The sequence below is a fragment of the Pseudomonas sp. P1_C12 genome (assembly GCF_056406435.1).
Map to the genome: position 1 here is coordinate 45,877 of NZ_JBFUAE010000026.1, position 16,394 is coordinate 62,270.

13 protein-coding genes are annotated in these 16,394 nt (G+C 62.5%); 6 read left to right on the forward strand and 7 right to left on the reverse strand.

Features of this window, described 5'->3' with window-relative positions:
- Window positions 1-4: 4 nt before the first annotated feature.
- The 5 genes from AC1D19_RS28445 to AC1D19_RS28465 all read right to left on the reverse strand — a co-directional run bounded on the left by AC1D19_RS28445 (window position 5) and on the right by AC1D19_RS28465 (window position 5,510).
- Window positions 5-886: a CoA transferase subunit A gene (locus tag AC1D19_RS28445; RefSeq protein WP_477765339.1), complete on the reverse strand. Its 882-nt coding sequence runs from the start codon at window positions 884-886 to the stop codon at window positions 5-7.
- A gap of 11 nt (window positions 887-897) precedes the next feature.
- The gene (locus tag AC1D19_RS28450; protein ID WP_477765340.1) at window positions 898-1,794 is read right to left on the reverse strand and encodes a VOC family protein; all 897 of its coding nucleotides are present in this window, start codon (window positions 1,792-1,794) and stop codon (window positions 898-900) included.
- 254 nt (window positions 1,795-2,048) lie between these two features.
- Window positions 2,049-2,408 carry a DUF6124 family protein gene (locus tag AC1D19_RS28455; protein ID WP_477765341.1) on the reverse strand — a complete coding sequence of 120 codons (360 nt, stop codon included), beginning with the start codon at window positions 2,406-2,408 and terminating at the stop codon, window positions 2,049-2,051.
- Window positions 2,409-3,080: 672 nt separating this feature from the next.
- Entirely contained in the window at window positions 3,081-4,202 is a 1,122-nt protein-coding gene (locus tag AC1D19_RS28460; RefSeq protein ID WP_477765342.1) for an LLM class flavin-dependent oxidoreductase, read from the reverse strand.
- A 123-nt stretch (window positions 4,203-4,325) separates the two neighbouring features.
- Window positions 4,326-5,510 carry an acyl-CoA dehydrogenase family protein gene (locus AC1D19_RS28465; RefSeq protein ID WP_477765343.1) on the reverse strand — a complete coding sequence of 395 codons (1,185 nt, stop codon included), beginning with the start codon at window positions 5,508-5,510 and terminating at the stop codon, window positions 4,326-4,328.
- A gap of 1,328 nt (window positions 5,511-6,838) precedes the next feature.
- On the opposite strand from AC1D19_RS28465, the gene AC1D19_RS28470 reads away from it, so the two are divergent.
- The 6 genes from AC1D19_RS28470 (at window position 6,839) to AC1D19_RS28495 (ending at window position 13,520) form a co-directional block, all read left to right on the forward strand.
- Window positions 6,839-7,354, forward strand: coding sequence for a flavin reductase family protein (locus AC1D19_RS28470; protein ID WP_477755055.1), 516 nt, complete (start codon window positions 6,839-6,841; stop codon window positions 7,352-7,354).
- 15 nt (window positions 7,355-7,369) lie between these two features.
- The gene (locus tag AC1D19_RS28475; RefSeq protein WP_477765344.1) at window positions 7,370-9,049 is read left to right on the forward strand and encodes an FAD-binding protein; all 1,680 of its coding nucleotides are present in this window, start codon (window positions 7,370-7,372) and stop codon (window positions 9,047-9,049) included.
- A complete protein-coding gene (locus AC1D19_RS28480) occupies window positions 9,037-9,792 on the forward strand; it encodes a glucose 1-dehydrogenase (RefSeq protein WP_150759511.1) in 756 nt (251 codons plus the stop codon). Before AC1D19_RS28475 ends, AC1D19_RS28480 begins: the two co-directional genes overlap by 13 nt.
- Before the next feature lie 13 nt (window positions 9,793-9,805).
- Complete coding sequence (locus tag AC1D19_RS28485; protein ID WP_477765345.1) at window positions 9,806-10,888, forward strand: 2Fe-2S iron-sulfur cluster-binding protein; 1,083 nt, start codon at window positions 9,806-9,808, stop codon at window positions 10,886-10,888.
- A 232-nt stretch (window positions 10,889-11,120) separates the two neighbouring features.
- Complete coding sequence (locus tag AC1D19_RS28490) at window positions 11,121-11,867, forward strand: SDR family NAD(P)-dependent oxidoreductase (RefSeq protein WP_477765346.1); 747 nt, start codon at window positions 11,121-11,123, stop codon at window positions 11,865-11,867.
- A 72-nt stretch (window positions 11,868-11,939) separates the two neighbouring features.
- Window positions 11,940-13,520 carry a FadD3 family acyl-CoA ligase gene (locus tag AC1D19_RS28495; RefSeq protein WP_477765347.1) on the forward strand — a complete coding sequence of 527 codons (1,581 nt, stop codon included), beginning with the start codon at window positions 11,940-11,942 and terminating at the stop codon, window positions 13,518-13,520.
- 131 nt (window positions 13,521-13,651) lie between these two features.
- Here the strand turns inward: AC1D19_RS28495 and AC1D19_RS28500 are convergent, their stop codons facing one another.
- Together AC1D19_RS28500 and AC1D19_RS28505 are read right to left on the reverse strand one after the other, a co-directional pair.
- The gene (locus tag AC1D19_RS28500) at window positions 13,652-14,530 is read right to left on the reverse strand and encodes an SDR family NAD(P)-dependent oxidoreductase (RefSeq protein WP_477765348.1); all 879 of its coding nucleotides are present in this window, start codon (window positions 14,528-14,530) and stop codon (window positions 13,652-13,654) included.
- Window positions 14,527-16,269 carry an FAD-binding protein gene (locus AC1D19_RS28505; protein WP_477765349.1) on the reverse strand — a complete coding sequence of 581 codons (1,743 nt, stop codon included), beginning with the start codon at window positions 16,267-16,269 and terminating at the stop codon, window positions 14,527-14,529. Before AC1D19_RS28505 ends, AC1D19_RS28500 begins: the two co-directional genes overlap by 4 nt.
- Window positions 16,270-16,394 lie beyond the last annotated feature (125 nt).

Sequence of the window (16,394 nt, forward strand, 5' to 3'; positions counted from 1 at the left end):
TTCCTTAGAAAATCGGCAATGGCAGTTCACGGATCGCAGCCAGGCCGCCAACCTTGTCCAGGTACTGTTCGTGGGTGCAGTCGACGTAGTCGCGCACGTAGCCTTCCCAGCCATCGGCCGCCTGGACCGTGGTGTTGTAGGCCTTGAAGTGCGCGACGTCGAAACCGTACAGCGGCGCGCACGAAGACGGATGCGCCCCGCCCGGTACGTGGGCCACGGCGGTGGTCAGGTTGCGTTCCCAGAACACTTGATGTGCGTGGGCGCTGTCCTGATGGAAATACTCGCTGTCGACCAGCTCATCGCAGGTCACGTAGCTGTGGGTCGCGGCCCGCACGAACAGGTCGTCCATGTAGTGATCCGGACCGCTGATCTGGCACACGCCACGTTTGTCGGCGCGGTCGACATGCACCAGCGCCGCGTCGAGCTTGAGCGCTGGCATGGCGACCCAGTCCTTGCCATCGGCATAGGGCGAGGCGATCAACTTGATCTGGCGGTTGTGGCGCAGCACATCGGTGCCCAGGCCCACCGCCGTCGGAATGAACGGCACATTCATCGCCGCCGCCCGCAGACCGAGCAGCAGCATACCTTCGTCGATCTCCATCACTTCCAGCGCCGCTTCCTGGCGCGCCTTGCGGAAGTACGGCTCCAGTGGAATGAAGTCGAGGGAAACGAAGGCGAACACCAGTTTCTTGATCTTGCCGGCCGCGCAGAGCATGCCGACATCGGCGCCGCCGTAGGCGACCACGGTCAGGTCCTTGAGGTCCGAGCGCAGAATCTCGCGCACCAGCGCCATCGGCTTGCGGCGCGGGCCCCAGCCACCGATACCGATGGTCATGCCGTCACGCAGTTGGCCGACAATCTCGGCGGTGCTCATTTGCTTGTCCATCGTCTTGTTCCTCATTGGCGACCGACACTGAAGTCGTGGCCCCAGTGGCTGACCACGGTGCTTTCGAACGGCGTGTGGCGGTCCCAGTCGACCACCAGGCCGTCGCAGCCGTATTCCAGGTCAAACCCGGACGGGGTCTTGATATAGAAAGAAATCATCTGGTCGTTGGTGTGCTGGCCGAGGGTGGCCGACAGCTTCACGCCGTTGGCGTGGACGCGATCCAGCGCACGGCCGACTTCGTCCAGCGCATTGACCTCGACCATCATGTGCACGCAACCGTGGGGCATCGGGCACTCGAAAATCGCCAGCGAATGGTGCCGGCCGTTGTTGCAGTGCAGGAAGTGAATACGCTTTTGCGGCTCGGCCGGGTCCGGGGTGAAGCGGACTTTCATCAGATCCGACAGGCCAAAACCCATTACCTGTTCGTAGAAGTCGCGGCAGCGCTCGAAGGTTGGCGCCGGCAGCACCACGTGGCCCATGCCGAGGTCGTTGGTAACGAAACCTTTGACGCCCACCGGCGAAACAAAACGGGCGAAGTCCTGCAACGGCCCCCAGAAAATTTCGTGGCGATTGCCGTCCGGGTCGCTGAAGTGCACCAGCTCCTGGACCTTGCGCAGGTCGGCTTCGGCCGCAGTGCCACGGGTCACTTGCACGTCGGCCTGTTGCAGCTCGCTGACCGCCTGTTCCAGCGCCGCCTTGCCGGCCACTTCCCAGCCGCAGGCACCGAAACCGTTCTCGGCGTTCTTCTGCACCAGGATGCGGTAGTGGCGCTCGTCCATTTTCAGGTACAGGTGCTCGTCGTCATCGCTGCCGATAACCATCATACCCAGCACCTGGCTTGCGTAATGGCGCCATTGCGCTAGGTCGCTGGACAGCAGGGTGACGTAACCCAGACCACGGATATCCATGGATGCACTCCTCGTTTTTCACAGGCGGTGCCGCCCTTCGGCGACTGCCGGGGGAGACTTTATGTAGGGCCTATTCAAACGGGTTCGGGGAGGGGCAACATCGTCCAATGGGACTAGCGGATTTGGGCTGGCGGCGGTGAAGAAACCGGGTAGGAGCTGCCGAAGGCTGCGATCTTTTGATCTTGATCTGTTCGACATCACCAACAAACAAGATCAAAAGATCGCAGCCTTCGGCAGCTCCTACGGGTGCATCGCTATTCTCGCGGTTCGATTTGATCGAGCACGCGGTTCGCAGTGATTTCGGCGAGCATGACGCTGTTGGAAATACCCAGCAGGGCATTGCGATCACCACCCTCCAGATGATCCACCAGTTGATGCACCATCACGTCCACCGAGGCCAACGTCTCGACCAGATAGACCATCAAGGTTTCAGTCGTGACCTCGGGGTCGACGGTAAACAGTGTGCTGATTGTTCGAGGGGTGGCTTTAATGTCGGCTGTCGAGGGAAAGTGGTAAGCGAGGGCACGCTCGGCGGCTTCGTTGAGTTTTTTTGAATCGGGTTCGTACGGGGATGCCGGATCGGTGTTCGGCGGGTTTGGTGTGACTTTGAACATAGTGTGGATTCCTGATGTGGGCTGGAAACCACTTCTCTACTAAAAGAAGGGGTGGCAGCTGTACGCAGGTTAGTAGACCGGGGAATCCAAGAAGCCGGCGCGCCCAAGGGCGCCCTACGTACAGCCACCATCAAAATACAGGCACATAACCTGATTGATGCGTCGTACGTCTCGGATTAAGCCACGGGCTACTAAACCCGATCACTGGGAGTCAGTGACGCGAATCAAGTTACCGAGGGGGTCCGAAGCGCACAAGCCGGCGGATTCTGGCGTACCTGTAGGCAACGACGCAAGGCGTTGTAGCTTTCAAGACGTGATTCCGACAGGCATTAAACACCCCTCACAAACACCCCCGTAGGAGCTGCCGAAGGCTGCGATCTTTTGATCTTGATCTGGTCGGAATCACAAACAAACAAGATCAAAAGATCGCAGCCTTCGGCAGCTCCTACAGCGGTGTGATGGCGTGAAATGCTTGTGGGATTCGTGCGTGCATAAAAAAACGGGCCTTGGGGACCCGTTGGAAAGTTGGCCTGACGTCCATGCCAGGCCTGAAATGCGATCAACTGTAGGAGCGAGCCTGCTCGCGATGGTCGCCAACAATAACGCTGCAAGCCTGACACCACGTGGCGTTCTTCGGTTTATCGCGAGCAAGCTCGCTCCTACAGGGGGGCATCAAGCTTTGCGGAAATGCGGAATCACCTTCTCGCCAATGTTCTTCAGGGTCTCCAGCTGCGCCCACTGCGGCACGGTGCCCATCTGGCAGATGAACAGGATTTCGTCGGCGCCGGCATCGATCAGGCGCTGCACGTAGCCGATGCAATCCTCGACGGAACCGTAGGCGTGGTTCGGGTTCATCATCGCCATGGTCGGGTCGGAGAAGTCGACGCTGACTTCTTCCGAGGCGAAGCGCGACTTGATCACGCTCTGGCCGTTGCCGTCGACGAAGGTGTCGTCTTTCCACTTTTCCGGGTCCGGACGCTCGCCACCGCCGTACCAGTAACCCAGGGATTCCATGAAGTAACGCTGGCCACGGATGCCGATGCGGCGCGCCTCTTCGTTGTCGTCCAGCACGATGGCCGGGCACAGCGCGGCAATGTGGCGGTTAGGGCGGAAACCAACCTGCTTCTTTTCATCGCGGTTGTCGTAGGCCGTGTGATACACCTCGACCTTCTTGGCGATCTCTTCCGGGCCACCGAAGCCCAGCACCAGTGCGCCCATGCCACGACCGCCAGCGTTTTTCAGCGACTCGGTGTTGGTGCATGCCAGGTACATCGGCGGGTGCGGATCCTGGTAAGGCTTTGGATGGATCGGGCGCTTGGGGATCTGCACGAAGTCGCCGTTGTGCTCGATCTCGTCCTGCACGAACATTCTCGGGATCAGGTACATCATCTCGTCGATCTGCGGCTGCAAGGTCGCCAGGTCGTAGCCGAAGGTACCGGCTTCCTGCTGGGTGCCGCCCTTGCCCACACCAAAGTGCACACGGCCCTTGGACAACAGGTCGAGGGTGGCGATGCGCTCGGCGACTTTCACCGGATGGTTCATCGCCGGAGGCAGGCAGACCACGCCGTGGCCGATGCCGATGCGCTCGGTTTTACCGGCAACGAATGCCAGCATGGTTTCCGGCGCGGACATGTGCGAGTAGTTGCTCAGCGCGGTGTGCTCCACGCACCAGAAGGTGTCGAAGCCAAGCTTGTCGGCCAGCACAGCTTGTTCGACGGTGTCCTCGAAAATCTTGCGGTCACCTTCACGGCTGGAGTCCACCGTCTGGGCTTCGTAAATCAGGGAAAATTTCATGGTTGATCCTTGTGCTTATTTGGATGCGCAGTCGGCGCCAGAGACCTGTGCCTTGCGCCCATGCTCGGGTATTGGCAGGGCGCTCGAATCACGCAAACGGACTAGCCGGTTTGCAGGGAAGCGTCAGAGGAAAAAGTCGTTGCTGTCCTGGCCCATGCTCACGCCGCCGAGGTTCCAGGCGTACTTGGCCGGGCTGTTGGCGACGTGCGCGCGACCGGTGTGAATGTCGCGGAACGCACGGTTGATCGGGTGGCTGCGGAAGATCGTCGAAGCACCGCTGTTGAACATCAGCTCGCCAACGGCCTTGGCGCACTTGTCGGCCACCAGCGCCGAGTCGTAACGCATTTTCACCCGCTCGGGCATGCTCAACGGCTCACCCTTCTGCGCCCGCTCCAGCATCAGGGCGAAGTTGCGATGCAGCACGGTCTTGCACTCGTCGACGCAGACCATGGCATTGGCCAGCGCCGATTGCGCGGCCGGGTCCTGGACCATTTTGCGACCGTCATTGACCCCGACCCGGGCGCGGTTGTGTTCGACAAACTGATCCACCGCGCCTTGCAGGGCACCGATGGCTGAGGACGAAACCGCACGCACGAAAATCTGCCCGAATGGCAGGCGGAACAACGGTGCAGTGTTCTCCGCGTTGCCCGGACTGTTCTGCATGAAACCGTCGAACGCGCGATGGGTGCGGTACTCGGGCACGAAGGCGTTTTCCACCAGAATGTCGTGGGAGCCAGTGGCTTCCAGGCCCATGACGTTCCAGTTGTCGAGAATCTGGTAGTCGCTGCGCGGCACCAGGAACGTCCGATAATCCGGCGCCCCGCCCGCCTCCGCCGGCGGCACCAGCGCACCGAGGAACGCCCAGTCGCAATGCTTGCTGCCGGAGGAAAAGCCCCAGCGTCCGCTCAACTTGAAACCACCGTCGACCCGCTCGACCTTGCCCACCGGCATATAGGAAGAGGAGATCAGCACGCTGGAATCGCTGCCCCAGACATCCTGCGCGGCGCGGTCGTCGAACAGCGCCAGTTGCCAGTTGTGGATCGCCACCACCCCCAGCACCCAGGCCGAGGACATGCAGCCTTCGGCAAGGGTCATCTGCACGTCAAAGAAATCCTTGGGCTCCAGTTCATAGCCTTCCCAACGGGACGGTTGCAGGATGCGAAAGAACCCGGCGTCGTGGAAATCCTTCAGGGTTTCTTCAGGCAACTGGCCTGCTTGCGCGGCATTCAGGGCGCGTTCACGCAGGATCGGCACCAACTCGCGGGCACGTTGGCTCAGACGCTGGCGAATCAGGTCTTGGTTGAGCATTTTTATTGTTCTCCTTTGTTCACCCCATCCGCCGGGGCGCGCGTGCAACGGGGCGGGTGTAGCGCCCCTACACTGGCATTCAAGCAATGCGCAATAGAGTGGACATCCCTCAAACGGACCATATGGTTTTGGGGAACAGGTATTTGGGGGTGTATCTGAAAGGGATGTGTTGGTTGGCGGGCCGCCATCGCGAGCAGGCTCGCTGCCACATTGGGTGTGCGGTTTTACTCGGGACTTGTGGTCACTGAAGATCCCTGTGGGAGCGAGCTTGGTCCGGGCGGCGTTCCGACGATGGCTTTGTGTTGGGCGATGAGTATTTTGTGGGTGTACATATCCGTTGCTGCGGTCACGGCCACTGATGGTTCCGCTCTTACAGCGGGTCACTTTGGAAAAGCCCCAAAGTAACCAAAGGGCTCTTGCCCCTTACATTCGGTGCCTCGCCTAGGCTCGGCATGCCCTCGCTCCGGTCCTGCTCCGTGGGCCCGCCGCCATCGGCCATCCATGGCCGGCGGCGGCTAACCCGGCATCCGTGCCGGGTTGCCCACTGCGCAGAACCTGCGCTCGGCCTCACGAGGGGGCAAGAAGATCAAAAGCCAAAGCCAAAGCGAGGCGGCCTACCGGCCGTCCTGATCGCGGGGTTCGTTCGCCTGTGATGCTCTTGGTCGGCTTTCAGGCCGCCTTCGCGGGCAAGCCCGCTCCCACAGGGATTGGGGACATCTGCAAAAACTAGGTCGACTGACAGGCCGTCTTCGCGAGCAGGCTCGCTCCCACAAATGGACCGGGTACATCTGCAAGGAATTGGTCCGCCGGCAGGCCGCCATCGCGAGCAAGCTCGCTCCCACAGGAGAGCAAGGCAGAGCGGCGTACACCACACTCCTCACCACTCATCAGGCCGAGCGTTAGCTCGCCTGCAGCTTTTGATCTTGATCCACCCGCCCCCTCGGGAGGCTGAGTGGAGGCGTTCATCCGGGGATTGGCGCGCAGCGCCGTTCGACGCAGTCGAACTCATTGCATGTAGGTCGAAGCGAAGCCGACCGGAGGGCAATGCCCCCGGATGAATGCCGGAGCGAAGGAACGCCGAGCCTCAGCGAGGGGCCGTACGTAAGGGGCGAGACTTTTTGGTTCCTTTTGTGTCGTTTGACAAAAGGGACTCGCCGTAAGGGCGAAACCATAAGTGGCCGTTACCGCAGCAATGGATATGCACCCAACCACCCAAGAGCCTGGTCGGCCCAGAGGCCGCCAAGGCCTAGTCCCCTCGGACGATGCCCCAGACAAGAGCCAGAGCAAGAATCCATCGCACTCCACAACCAACAAAAAGGCCCAGTGCGATGAACGACGTCAATCTCAAAGCCGACATGCTCCAGGCCATGCGCCGCCTGGCCAAGTCAGTCACCATTATCAGCACCAGCAACGGCTCCGAACGCTTCGCCATGGCCGCCACCGCGGTCGACTCCCTGAGCACCGAGCCGCCATCGCTGCTGATCTGCGTCAACAAGACCGCCTCGCCCCACGCTGCACTGGCGACCGGCGCCGACTTCTGCGTCAACATCCTCGGCGTCGAACAACAGGACCTGGCCAACCTGTGCAGCGGCGCGATCAAGGGCGAAGCACGCTTCGACCGTGGCAACTGGCTGACCAGCCCCGGCGGCATTCCTTACCTGGGTGACGCGCAGTCGGCGATCCTCTGCCGCCAGGACGGCCACTTCAGCTACGGCACCCACACCGTATTCATCGGGCGCATCCTGCAGATTCACACCACTGACGCCATCACCCCGCTGGTCTACCTCGACGGCAGCTACACCACCACCGCCAAACCCTCTCCTTCCTTCGCTGTAGCCGGCTGAGGCCTGGACATGGACATGGACGGCGTGAACGGGTTGACGGCGTTGCGAGTGAACAGCGCCGACCAGTTGCCATGGGATGACCGTTGCGATTTGCTGATCGTCGGGTTTGGCGGAGCCGGCGCCTGTGCCGCCATCGAAGCCAGCACTCGCGGCCTGTCGGTGCTCGCACTAGATCGCTTCGAAGGCGGCGGCGCCACGGCGCTGAGCGGTGGCGTGGTCTATGCCGGCGGCGGTACGCCGTATCAGCATCAGGCTGGCTATGAAGACACCAGCGAAGCCATGTTCAATTACCTGCGTCAAGAAGTCGGCGAGGCCGTCAGCCACGAGACATTGCGGGCGTTCTGTGAAGGCAGCCGCGAGCAACTGGCCTGGCTGGAGCGTCAAGGCGCGGCGTTCGAGGCAAGCGTCCCGCCGCACAAAACCTCGTACCCGAGTGACCAGTACTACCTCTATTACTCCGGCAACGAAGCCGTGCCGGCCTATGCCGCCAGCGCCAAGCCGACGCCCCGTGGACACCGCACCAAAGGCCCGGGCATGTCCGGCGCCAGCCTGTTCGCCCCGCTCAAGGCCAGCGCCTTGCGTCACGGCGCGCGCCTGCGCAGCCAGTGCGAAGTGCGGCGACTGGTGCTCGACCTCGACGACAAGGTCCTCGGTGTCGAAGCCTGGCAATTGCCGTCGGGTAGCCGCGCCGCCGAACAACATGCGCGTCTGTCGCGCTGGGCCGCCGCCATTCATATGTACGCTCCGGCCTTGGCCGACCGCTTGCGTGCCCGTCAGCGTCGCATCGAACAGACCAGCGCCATTCGGCAATTGATTCGCGCCGAACAGGCGGTGTTGCTGAGCAGCGGCGGTTTTATCTTCAATCGCGATCTGGTGCGCCAACACGCGCCGCAGTACCTGGCCGGTCTGCCGCTGGGCGCCACCGGTTGCAACGGCAGCGGCATCGCCCTTGGCCAAAGTGCTGGCGGCAGCGTGGCGCGGATGGACAAGGTCAGCGCCTGGCGTTTCATCAACCCGCCACTGGCCTGGGCTCGCGGGCTGATCGTCAATGCTCGCGGACAGCGTTATGCCAACGAAGAAATCTACGGCGCGACCCTCGGCCACGCCATGGTCGAAGAACAGGATGGCCGCGCCATTCTGATTCTCAATCGGGCGCTGGTTCGAGAAGCACTCAGCCAGGTCGGCCCCGGCAAAGTCTGGAATTTCCAGCGTCTGCCGGTGCTGCTCAATCTGCTGTTCAACGCCAAGCGCAGCAACAGCCTCGCCGGCCTGGCCAAACGCTGCAACCTGCCGCCCGAACTGCTGCGCCAAAGTGTCGAACGCTATTCCCGCGCAGCACGCGGTGAGGTCGCCGACGAGTTCGGCAAATCCGCCGCGATGCTCACCAACCTCGACCAAGGCCCGTGGTACGCCCTCGACTTGTCTTTCGACAGCAAACTCTTCCCTTGCCCGGTCATCACCCTGGGCGGGCTGAAGGTCTGCGAGGACAGCGGTCGGGTGCTGGACCACGCCGGCCAGCCAATAAACGGCCTGTACAGCGCCGGCCGTAATGCGGTCGGGGTCGCTTCCAACCTGTATGTCTCCGGCCTGTCCCTGGCCGACTGCATTTATTCCGGTCGCCGGGCAGCCGCCCACGTGGCCGACCAATTCGCACTTCAAACCGCACGATCAGGAGAACAACAATGCAACGTGTAGAAGGTAAAGTCTGCATCATCACCGGCGCCGCCAGCGGCATCGGTCGCGAAGACGCCCTGCTGCTGGCCCGTGAAGGCGCCAAAGTGGTACTGACCGACCTCAACGAAGAAGCCGGTCGCCAGGTGGCTGCAGAAATCGGCGCCAATGCGCTGTTCATCCGCCACGACATCGCCAGCGAAAGCGATTGGCAACAGGTGGTCAAGACCACCGTCGAACACTTCGGTCGTCTCGACGTGCTGGTCAACAACGCCGCGATCCTGGCGCTGGGCAGCATCGAAGACACCACCCTGGAGCTGTGGCAGAAGGTGCAGAAGATCAACGGCGAAGGCTACTTCCTCGGCTGCAAGTACGCGATCCAGGCCATGAAGGAAACCGGCGGCGGTTCGATCATCAACATGTCGTCGGTCGCGGCCTTGGGCGCGATGCCGATGTTCTGCGCTTACTCGGCGTCCAAAGGCGCGGTGGCGGCAATGACCCGTTCCATTGCCTTGCACTGCAAGCAGCAGGGCTACCGCATCCGCTGCAACAGCGTGCACCCGGATGGCGTGAACACACCGATGACCCAGGCCCTGGCCGGTGGTCAGCCGATCCCGCAGGAAGCGCTGGACCAGGACCCGATGAACCGCATGGCCGCGCCACGGGACATTGCCAACGTGGTGCTGTTCCTCGCCGCCGACGAGTCGCGGTTCGTCAACGGTGCCGAGATCCGCGTCGACAACGCCCAACTGATCAGCGGGCTCTGAGGCCGAGGTGAACATGGGCACGCAACAACAGAACCTGACCCCGGCCGAACACACGACGGCAAGTGTCTCATTGCAAGTGTGCGCGGTCATCGACGAGACCTTCGATGCGCGCTCGCTGGTGCTGGACATACCGCCAGACCTGCGTGAGCGCTTTCGCTACAAACCGGGCCAGTTCCTGAGTTTTCGCGTGCCCTTCGCCGGTAAACTGTTGACCCGCTGCTATTCCATGGCCAGCTCGCCCCTCGCGGACGCGCTGCCCAAGGTCACGGTGAAACGGGTCGACGGCGGCCGGGTGTCGAACTGGATGAACCAAGTGCAGGTCGGCGACTGGCTGGAAGTGCTGCCACCGGCGGGGCATTTCTGCCTGGACCCGCAGGCGGACACCGAAAAGCCCCTGGTCCTGTTCGGGGGCGGTTCGGGCATCACCCCGGTGTTTTCCATTCTCAAATCGGTGCTGCACAGCAGTCGGCGGCCGATCAAGTTGATCTACGCCAACCGCGATGAAGCGTCGGTGATTTTCAAGGACGAGCTGTGCCAGTTGATCAAGGCGCATCCTGATCAACTGCACGTGGTGCACGTCCTCGATTCGGTGCAGGGTTTCCTGACGGACCATCAGGTCCGTCATCTGCTGCGCGGATCAGCCGGCGGCGACTACTTCATCTGCGGGCCGGGACCGTTCATGGACACCGTGGAGCGCACGCTGCTGGCACTGGGCGAAGCGGCTGAGCGGATCCATGTCGAACGTTTCGTCTCGCCACCGGACCCTGACGAGCTGCTGGCCGAGGAAGCCCTCGCCCGCGAGGCAGCGATGGGGTCGCAGTGCGAAGCGCTGATCGTCGAGCTCGATGGCGAACAACACGAAATCGCCTGCCAGCCCGGCGATACCTTGCTGCAAAGTTGCAAGGCCGCTGGCCTCGACGTGCCTTCGTCCTGTGAAGAAGGTTTTTGCGGGGCCTGCATGTGCGTGGTCAAGGAAGGTCAAACCCAGTTGGCGCGCAATGACGTATTGAGCGCCAAGGAACTGGCCGACGGCTGGACCCTGGCCTGCCAGAGTCGTCCGACCGGTGCCAGGGTACACCTGAAGTTCCCGGATTGAAGATACGCATCCCCCTGTAGGAGCGAGCCTGCTCGCGATGGACGTCAACGATAATGCGCCCTGTCTGAATGACCGCATTCTCTGAGCGTTTTTCGCGAGCAGGCTCGCTCCTACAGTTGAAATGTGCCGGTCGGGAGATCTGTTGCTTAGTCTCAACGGACGATCACTCAGGCCCGGTCTGCAGTTAGACTCGGCCCCAGCATTAGCCCACAACAATAAAAGAGGTGCAGTTATGGCTCGTTTGCAGAATAAGGTCGCGGTGGTCACCGGCGGTGCTTCGGGGATCGGTCTGGCCTGCGTGCGCCGTTTCGCCGCCGAAGGCGCGCAAGTGGTCGGGCTGGACATCGGTAGCGCACCGGCAGACTTTCCCGGCCTGTTCATGTCCCTGGACGTGCGCGACGAAGCGCAGGTGCAGCAGGTCATGCAAGAAGTCATCAGCCGCTTCGGGCGCATCGACGTACTGGTCAACGCCGCCGGCGTCGCCGACCAGGGCAGCGTGACCCAGACCACTACCGCTGCCTGGCAACGGGTGATGGACATCAACCTGACCGGCAGCATGCTCACCAGCAAATACGCGCTGGAATCGATGGTTGAGCAGCGCGGTGGTTCGATCATCAACGTAGGTTCGATCTTCGGCCTGCAAGGCTGCGATGGCAACGTGGCCTATAACGTGTCCAAGGGCGGCATCAACCAGCTGACCCGCTCGATGGCCATCGACTACGGCTACGCCAACATTCGCGTCAACGGTCTGTGCCCGGGCCTGATCGAAACGCCGATGACCAGCATGGTCCGTGACAATGACGCGTTCCACGCCTTCTTCGCCTCGCAGCACATGCTCAGCCGCTCCGGGCAGCCGGAAGAAGTGGCTAACGTCGCGCTGTTCCTGGCCTCGGACGAAGCATCCTTTGTCAGCGGCCAGATGATCGCCGTGGACGGTGGTTTTTCCGCCGGTCGCCGTTTCGCCCCACCCGCCCAGTAATTCGCAATCCGGCCGGGCGCCCTGCCCGGCCTACTCCCTTTTTCGTACTTGTCTTCTAACCGGGGAGGCCCCATGCCGCCTGTCGCCACCGCACTGACCATTGCTCAACTGTTCGCCAACGCTGCCCAGGCCTACGGCGACCGCCCGGCCATCGAGGACGCGGGCCACACCATCAGCTACCGACAACTGGACCAACTGCGCCGCCAGGCTGCCCGCGCACTGCTGGCCCTCGACGTACAGGTCGGGGACCGCGTGGCGATCTGGGCGCCCAACGTGTGGGAGTGGATCGTCGCCGCCGGCGCCCTGCAGAGTGTCGGCGCCGCCCTGGTGCCGCTCAATACCCGGATGAAGGGCAGCGAGGCCGGCTACATCCTGCGCGAAAGTGGCACCTGCGTGCTGTTTGCCATCGGTGAATTCCTCGGCGCGGACTACCCCGGCATGCTGGCGTCGGAAGACCTGCCTGAGCTGCGTCAAATCGTCAGTCTGCGCGGCGCCAATTCGGGCACCCTGGCTTGGGAGCGGTTTATGGATCTGGCGGCCGACGTGCCGCAACTGGCCTTGCGCAGCCGCGAGCAAAGCGTCGGCCCGCAAGCCTTGTCCGATGTGCTGTTCACTTCGGGTACCACCGGCAAGCCCAAAGGCGTGATGACCAGCCACGGCCAGAACCTGCGAATCGTGCGCGACTGGAGCGATATCGTCGGCTTGCGCGAGAGCGATCGCTACCTGATCGTCAATCCGTTCTTCCATTCCTTCGGCTACAAGGCCGGTTGGCTGGCCGCATTGATGCGTGGCTGCACCCTCCTGCCGCAGCAAGTGTTCGACGTGCAGGCCGTGCTCGAATGCGTGCAGCGCGAACGCATCAGCGTGTTGCCCGGGCCGCCGACGTTGTATCAGTCGTTGCTGGCCCATCCGCAACGCAGTGAATTCGACCTGAGCTCCTTGCGCGTGGCGGTGACCGGGGCGGCGGCAATCCCCGTGGAGATGATCCACCGCATGCGCGACGAACTCGGATTCGCCACCATCGTCACCGCGTATGGCCTGACGGAGGTCTGCGGTTTCGCCACGATCTGCCGCGCCGGCGACTCTGCGGAACTGGTCGCCAACACCAGCGGCCGGGCGATGCCGGGGGTAGAAGTACGCTGTGTCGGCAACAACGGTCGCAGCCAGCCGGCGAACATTCCCGGTGAAGTGCAGATTCGCGGCTACAACCTGATGCAGGGCTATCTCAACAATCCTGAAGCCAGCCAGGAAATACTCGATGCCGACGGCTGGCTGCACACCGGCGACATCGGCATGCTCGACGAACAGGGTTACCTGCGCATCACCGACCGCCTCAAGGACATGTTCATCACCGGTGGCTTCAATGTGTATCCGGCGGAGATCGAACAGTGTTTGCTGACCTATCCCGGCGTGGCCCAGGCAGCAGTGATCGGCATTCCCGATGAGCGCATGGGTGAAGTGGCGATGGCGTTCCTGCTGCCCGCGCCGGGTATCGAGATCGAGCAGGCGCGGTTTCTCGCCTGGTGCCGTGAGCAGATGGCCAACTACAAGGTTCCGCGTCGGGTGCAGGTGCTGCAGAAGATGCCGATCAATGCGGCGGGGAAAGTGACCAAGAATGTGTTGCGCGAGTGGGCACTGCAGCCAGTCGGTTAAACCACAACCCATGTGGGAGCGAGCCTGCTCGCGAAAGCGGTGTGTCAGTCAACATCAATATTGGATGTGCCGACGTCTTCGCGAGCAGGCTCGCTCCCACAGGGTTTTGTGTGTGGTTTATAACCTGTGGATCAGACCACCCGCGCCGGATGCTGCTGGCGCGGGTCGCCGAGCATGGCACGATGAGATGGTGGCTGGCGGCCTTCGGCTTCGCTGATGCCATAACCCGGCGCGACTTCGGCGGTGATCAGGGTCTGTCCGGACAATGCCATCAACTGCGGATCATTGAGCAAGGCATGAATCACCTGCCCGTTGAATTGCGGGGTTTCGGCGTGGGCCAGAAACGCCTGGTACTGCTCGCCATGCTGCTCGCCGGCAATCCTGGTGCGTTCGGTCAGTTGCGGACCGAGCCACAGCGACAACGCCGCCACGCCCTGCCCTTCGAAATCGATCGCCATGTCTGCCGCCAGTTTGTCGACCCCGGCCTTTTGCGCGCCGTAGGCCGGGCCATGCATGTAGCACCCGGCACCGAACGACGAGGTAAAGCAGATCAGCCCTTGGGCACTTTTGAGCAACAGCGGTGCCGCGTAGAAGCTGGCAATGTAGGCCGAGCGCAGGCCGACGTCGAGAATGCGCACCAGGTCCAGCGGTTTGGCCCAGAACGGCCCCGGCTCGATCAACCGGTCATGGATGAACGCAGCGTTGTTCACCAGCAGATCCAGATGCCCGCACTCATTTTCCACACGGGTAAACAGCGCCTGAACCTGCGCGTCATCGGCGTGATCACAGACCACCGCTATACCGCGCCCACCGGCGGCGGTGATCGCGGCGGCGGTGTCCTCCAGCGAACCGCGCAAGGCATGCCCGTACAAGTTCGACCCGCCCTGCTCAGGTGCACGACCGGTGACATACACCGTCATGCCCGCCGCCCCGAGGGCCAGGGCAATGCCCTGCCCGACTCCGCGACTGGCGCCGGTCACTACGGCGATCTGTGGACGCTGACTGTTCATTCGACACTCCCGAACAAGGTTTTCGCCGAAGCGGTTTCGCTCTGGCGCTTGATGTGATTGGCCGCCAGGTAACCGAAGGTCATGGCCGGGCCGATGGTCGAACCGGCACCCGGATAAGTGCGGCCCATCATCGAGGCGGCGCTGTTGCCGATGGCGTACAGGCCGTTGATCGGTTCTCCGTCTTCATGCAGCACGCGGGCATGCACGTCAGTCAGCAAGCCACCCTTGGTGCCGATGTCGCCGGCGTCGATGCGCACGGCGTAGAACGGCCCTTTGAGCAACGGCGCCAGGCACGGATTAGGTTGCACGTTGGGGTCGCCGTAGTAGCGATCGAACAGCGATTCGCCCTTGTGGAAATCCTCGTCGATGCCCTGCACGGCCATGCCATTGAAGCGCTGCACGGTGCGCACCAACCCGCCAGCATCGACGCCGATTTTCGTCGCCAATGCTTCCAGGCTCGACGCCTTGTGGAAGTAGTCGCGCAGGTGCTCGGGCAATTGCCAATCGCGCTGGGCATAACCCGGCAGCAAGGCGCCGCACGGGTATTTGCGGCGGAATTCGGCGTCGAACACCATCCAGCACGGCACGCTCGCCGCGCCTTCGCGATTGTTGGCGTACATCGCATAAACGATATCGGTGTATGGCGCGGCTTCATTGACGAAACGTTCCCCGGCGGCGTTGACCATCACGCACCCCGGCAAGGTGCGTTCGACGAACAACGCGCGCTGTTTTTCTTCACCCTTGACGTAAGTGGTCGGCGCCCACCAACTGTGTTCCATCAACGCGGTCCGCGCACCGATGGCCTGGCCGGCACGTATGCCGTCGCCAGTATTGTTCAGCGGCGTGGCACTCCAGTTCGCCTGAGACGGCTGCGGCAGGTACTGCTCACGCATCGCCTGATTACGCTCGAAACCACCGGCAGCAATAATCACCCCGTAGCGCGCCTTGATGTTGAGCAACTGACCATTGCGATTGACTCGCGCCCCGCCGACCCGCTCGCCGACCAGCAGCAGCTCTTCGAGCGCACAGTTGAGCCACAGCGACTTGCCGCGATCCTGCAACGAACAGCGCAAGGCACCGATCAAGGCATTGCCCAGGGTCAGGAAACGGTCGCGGCGGGACAAGCGCCGCCCTTCACGATCGCGCCAGTAGCGCCACATCACCCGCAGGGTCAGGCGCAACCAGCCGGGGCCACGGCACAGCAGCACTTGCGCCTCTTTCATGGTCATCGCCATGCGCCCCATCATCAGGGTGCCGGGGGACGGTGCGCGCATGCGCAAAAATTCTTCACCGAGTTCGGCGGCATCGAACGGTTGCGGATCCATCGAGCGATAGCCCGGTTTGCCGCCCTCGACTTCCGGGTAGTAATCGGCGTAGCGCGGTTGCGCCTCGAAGCGCACGCGGGTGTGTTGTTCCAGGTACTCGACCATCTCCCGGCCGTGCTCGACATAGGCTTCGATGCGCCCGTCGTCGATCTCGCCATGGGTCACCGCGCGGATGTAGGCAATTGCTTCGGCCGCCGAATCACTGCCGCCAAGGGCCTTGATCCGGTGGTTGTCGGGGATCCAGATGCCGCCGCCAGATACCGCCGAGGTGCCGCCATATTCGCCGCTTTTCTCGATCAGCAGCGCATTCAGGCCCAGGTCATGGGCGCGCAGCGCAGCGGTCATGCCCCCGGCTCCCGAGCCAATCACCAACACATCACAGCACTCGTCCCATTTGATCCCGGCAGCGTTCATGCGATCACCCTTGTTCAGCGCCCATCAGGCAGAAACCGCCACCGCCGGATCTTCGCCCGGTGCAGTCGGTCTCGGGATTGTTCGCCGCGCGCGCCGGACGTTCATCGTCCGATGGGACTAAGGCG

Excerpts from the sequence above, each read along its gene's own strand:
- AC1D19_RS28475 (WP_477765344.1), top strand. The coding sequence starts at position 7,370 with ATGGACGGCGTGAACGGGTTGACGGCGTTGCGAGTGAACAGCGCCGAC.
- AC1D19_RS28450 (WP_477765340.1), bottom strand. The coding sequence starts at position 1,794 with ATGGATATCCGTGGTCTGGGTTACGTCACCCTGCTGTCCAGCGACCTA.
- AC1D19_RS28460 (WP_477765342.1), bottom strand. The coding sequence starts at position 4,202 with ATGAAATTTTCCCTGATTTACGAAGCCCAGACGGTGGACTCCAGCCGT.
- AC1D19_RS28480 (WP_150759511.1), top strand. The coding sequence starts at position 9,037 with ATGCAACGTGTAGAAGGTAAAGTCTGCATCATCACCGGCGCCGCCAGC.
- AC1D19_RS28485 (WP_477765345.1), top strand. The coding sequence starts at position 9,806 with ATGGGCACGCAACAACAGAACCTGACCCCGGCCGAACACACGACGGCA.
- AC1D19_RS28500 (WP_477765348.1), bottom strand. The coding sequence starts at position 14,530 with ATGAACAGTCAGCGTCCACAGATCGCCGTAGTGACCGGCGCCAGTCGC.
- AC1D19_RS28455 (WP_477765341.1), bottom strand. The coding sequence starts at position 2,408 with ATGTTCAAAGTCACACCAAACCCGCCGAACACCGATCCGGCATCCCCG.
- AC1D19_RS28495 (WP_477765347.1), top strand. The coding sequence starts at position 11,940 with ATGCCGCCTGTCGCCACCGCACTGACCATTGCTCAACTGTTCGCCAAC.
- AC1D19_RS28470 (WP_477755055.1), top strand. The coding sequence starts at position 6,839 with ATGAACGACGTCAATCTCAAAGCCGACATGCTCCAGGCCATGCGCCGC.
- AC1D19_RS28445 (WP_477765339.1), bottom strand. The coding sequence starts at position 886 with ATGGACAAGCAAATGAGCACCGCCGAGATTGTCGGCCAACTGCGTGAC.
- AC1D19_RS28465 (WP_477765343.1), bottom strand. The coding sequence starts at position 5,510 with ATGCTCAACCAAGACCTGATTCGCCAGCGTCTGAGCCAACGTGCCCGC.
- AC1D19_RS28505 (WP_477765349.1), bottom strand. The coding sequence starts at position 16,269 with ATGAACGCTGCCGGGATCAAATGGGACGAGTGCTGTGATGTGTTGGTG.
- AC1D19_RS28490 (WP_477765346.1), top strand. The coding sequence starts at position 11,121 with ATGGCTCGTTTGCAGAATAAGGTCGCGGTGGTCACCGGCGGTGCTTCG.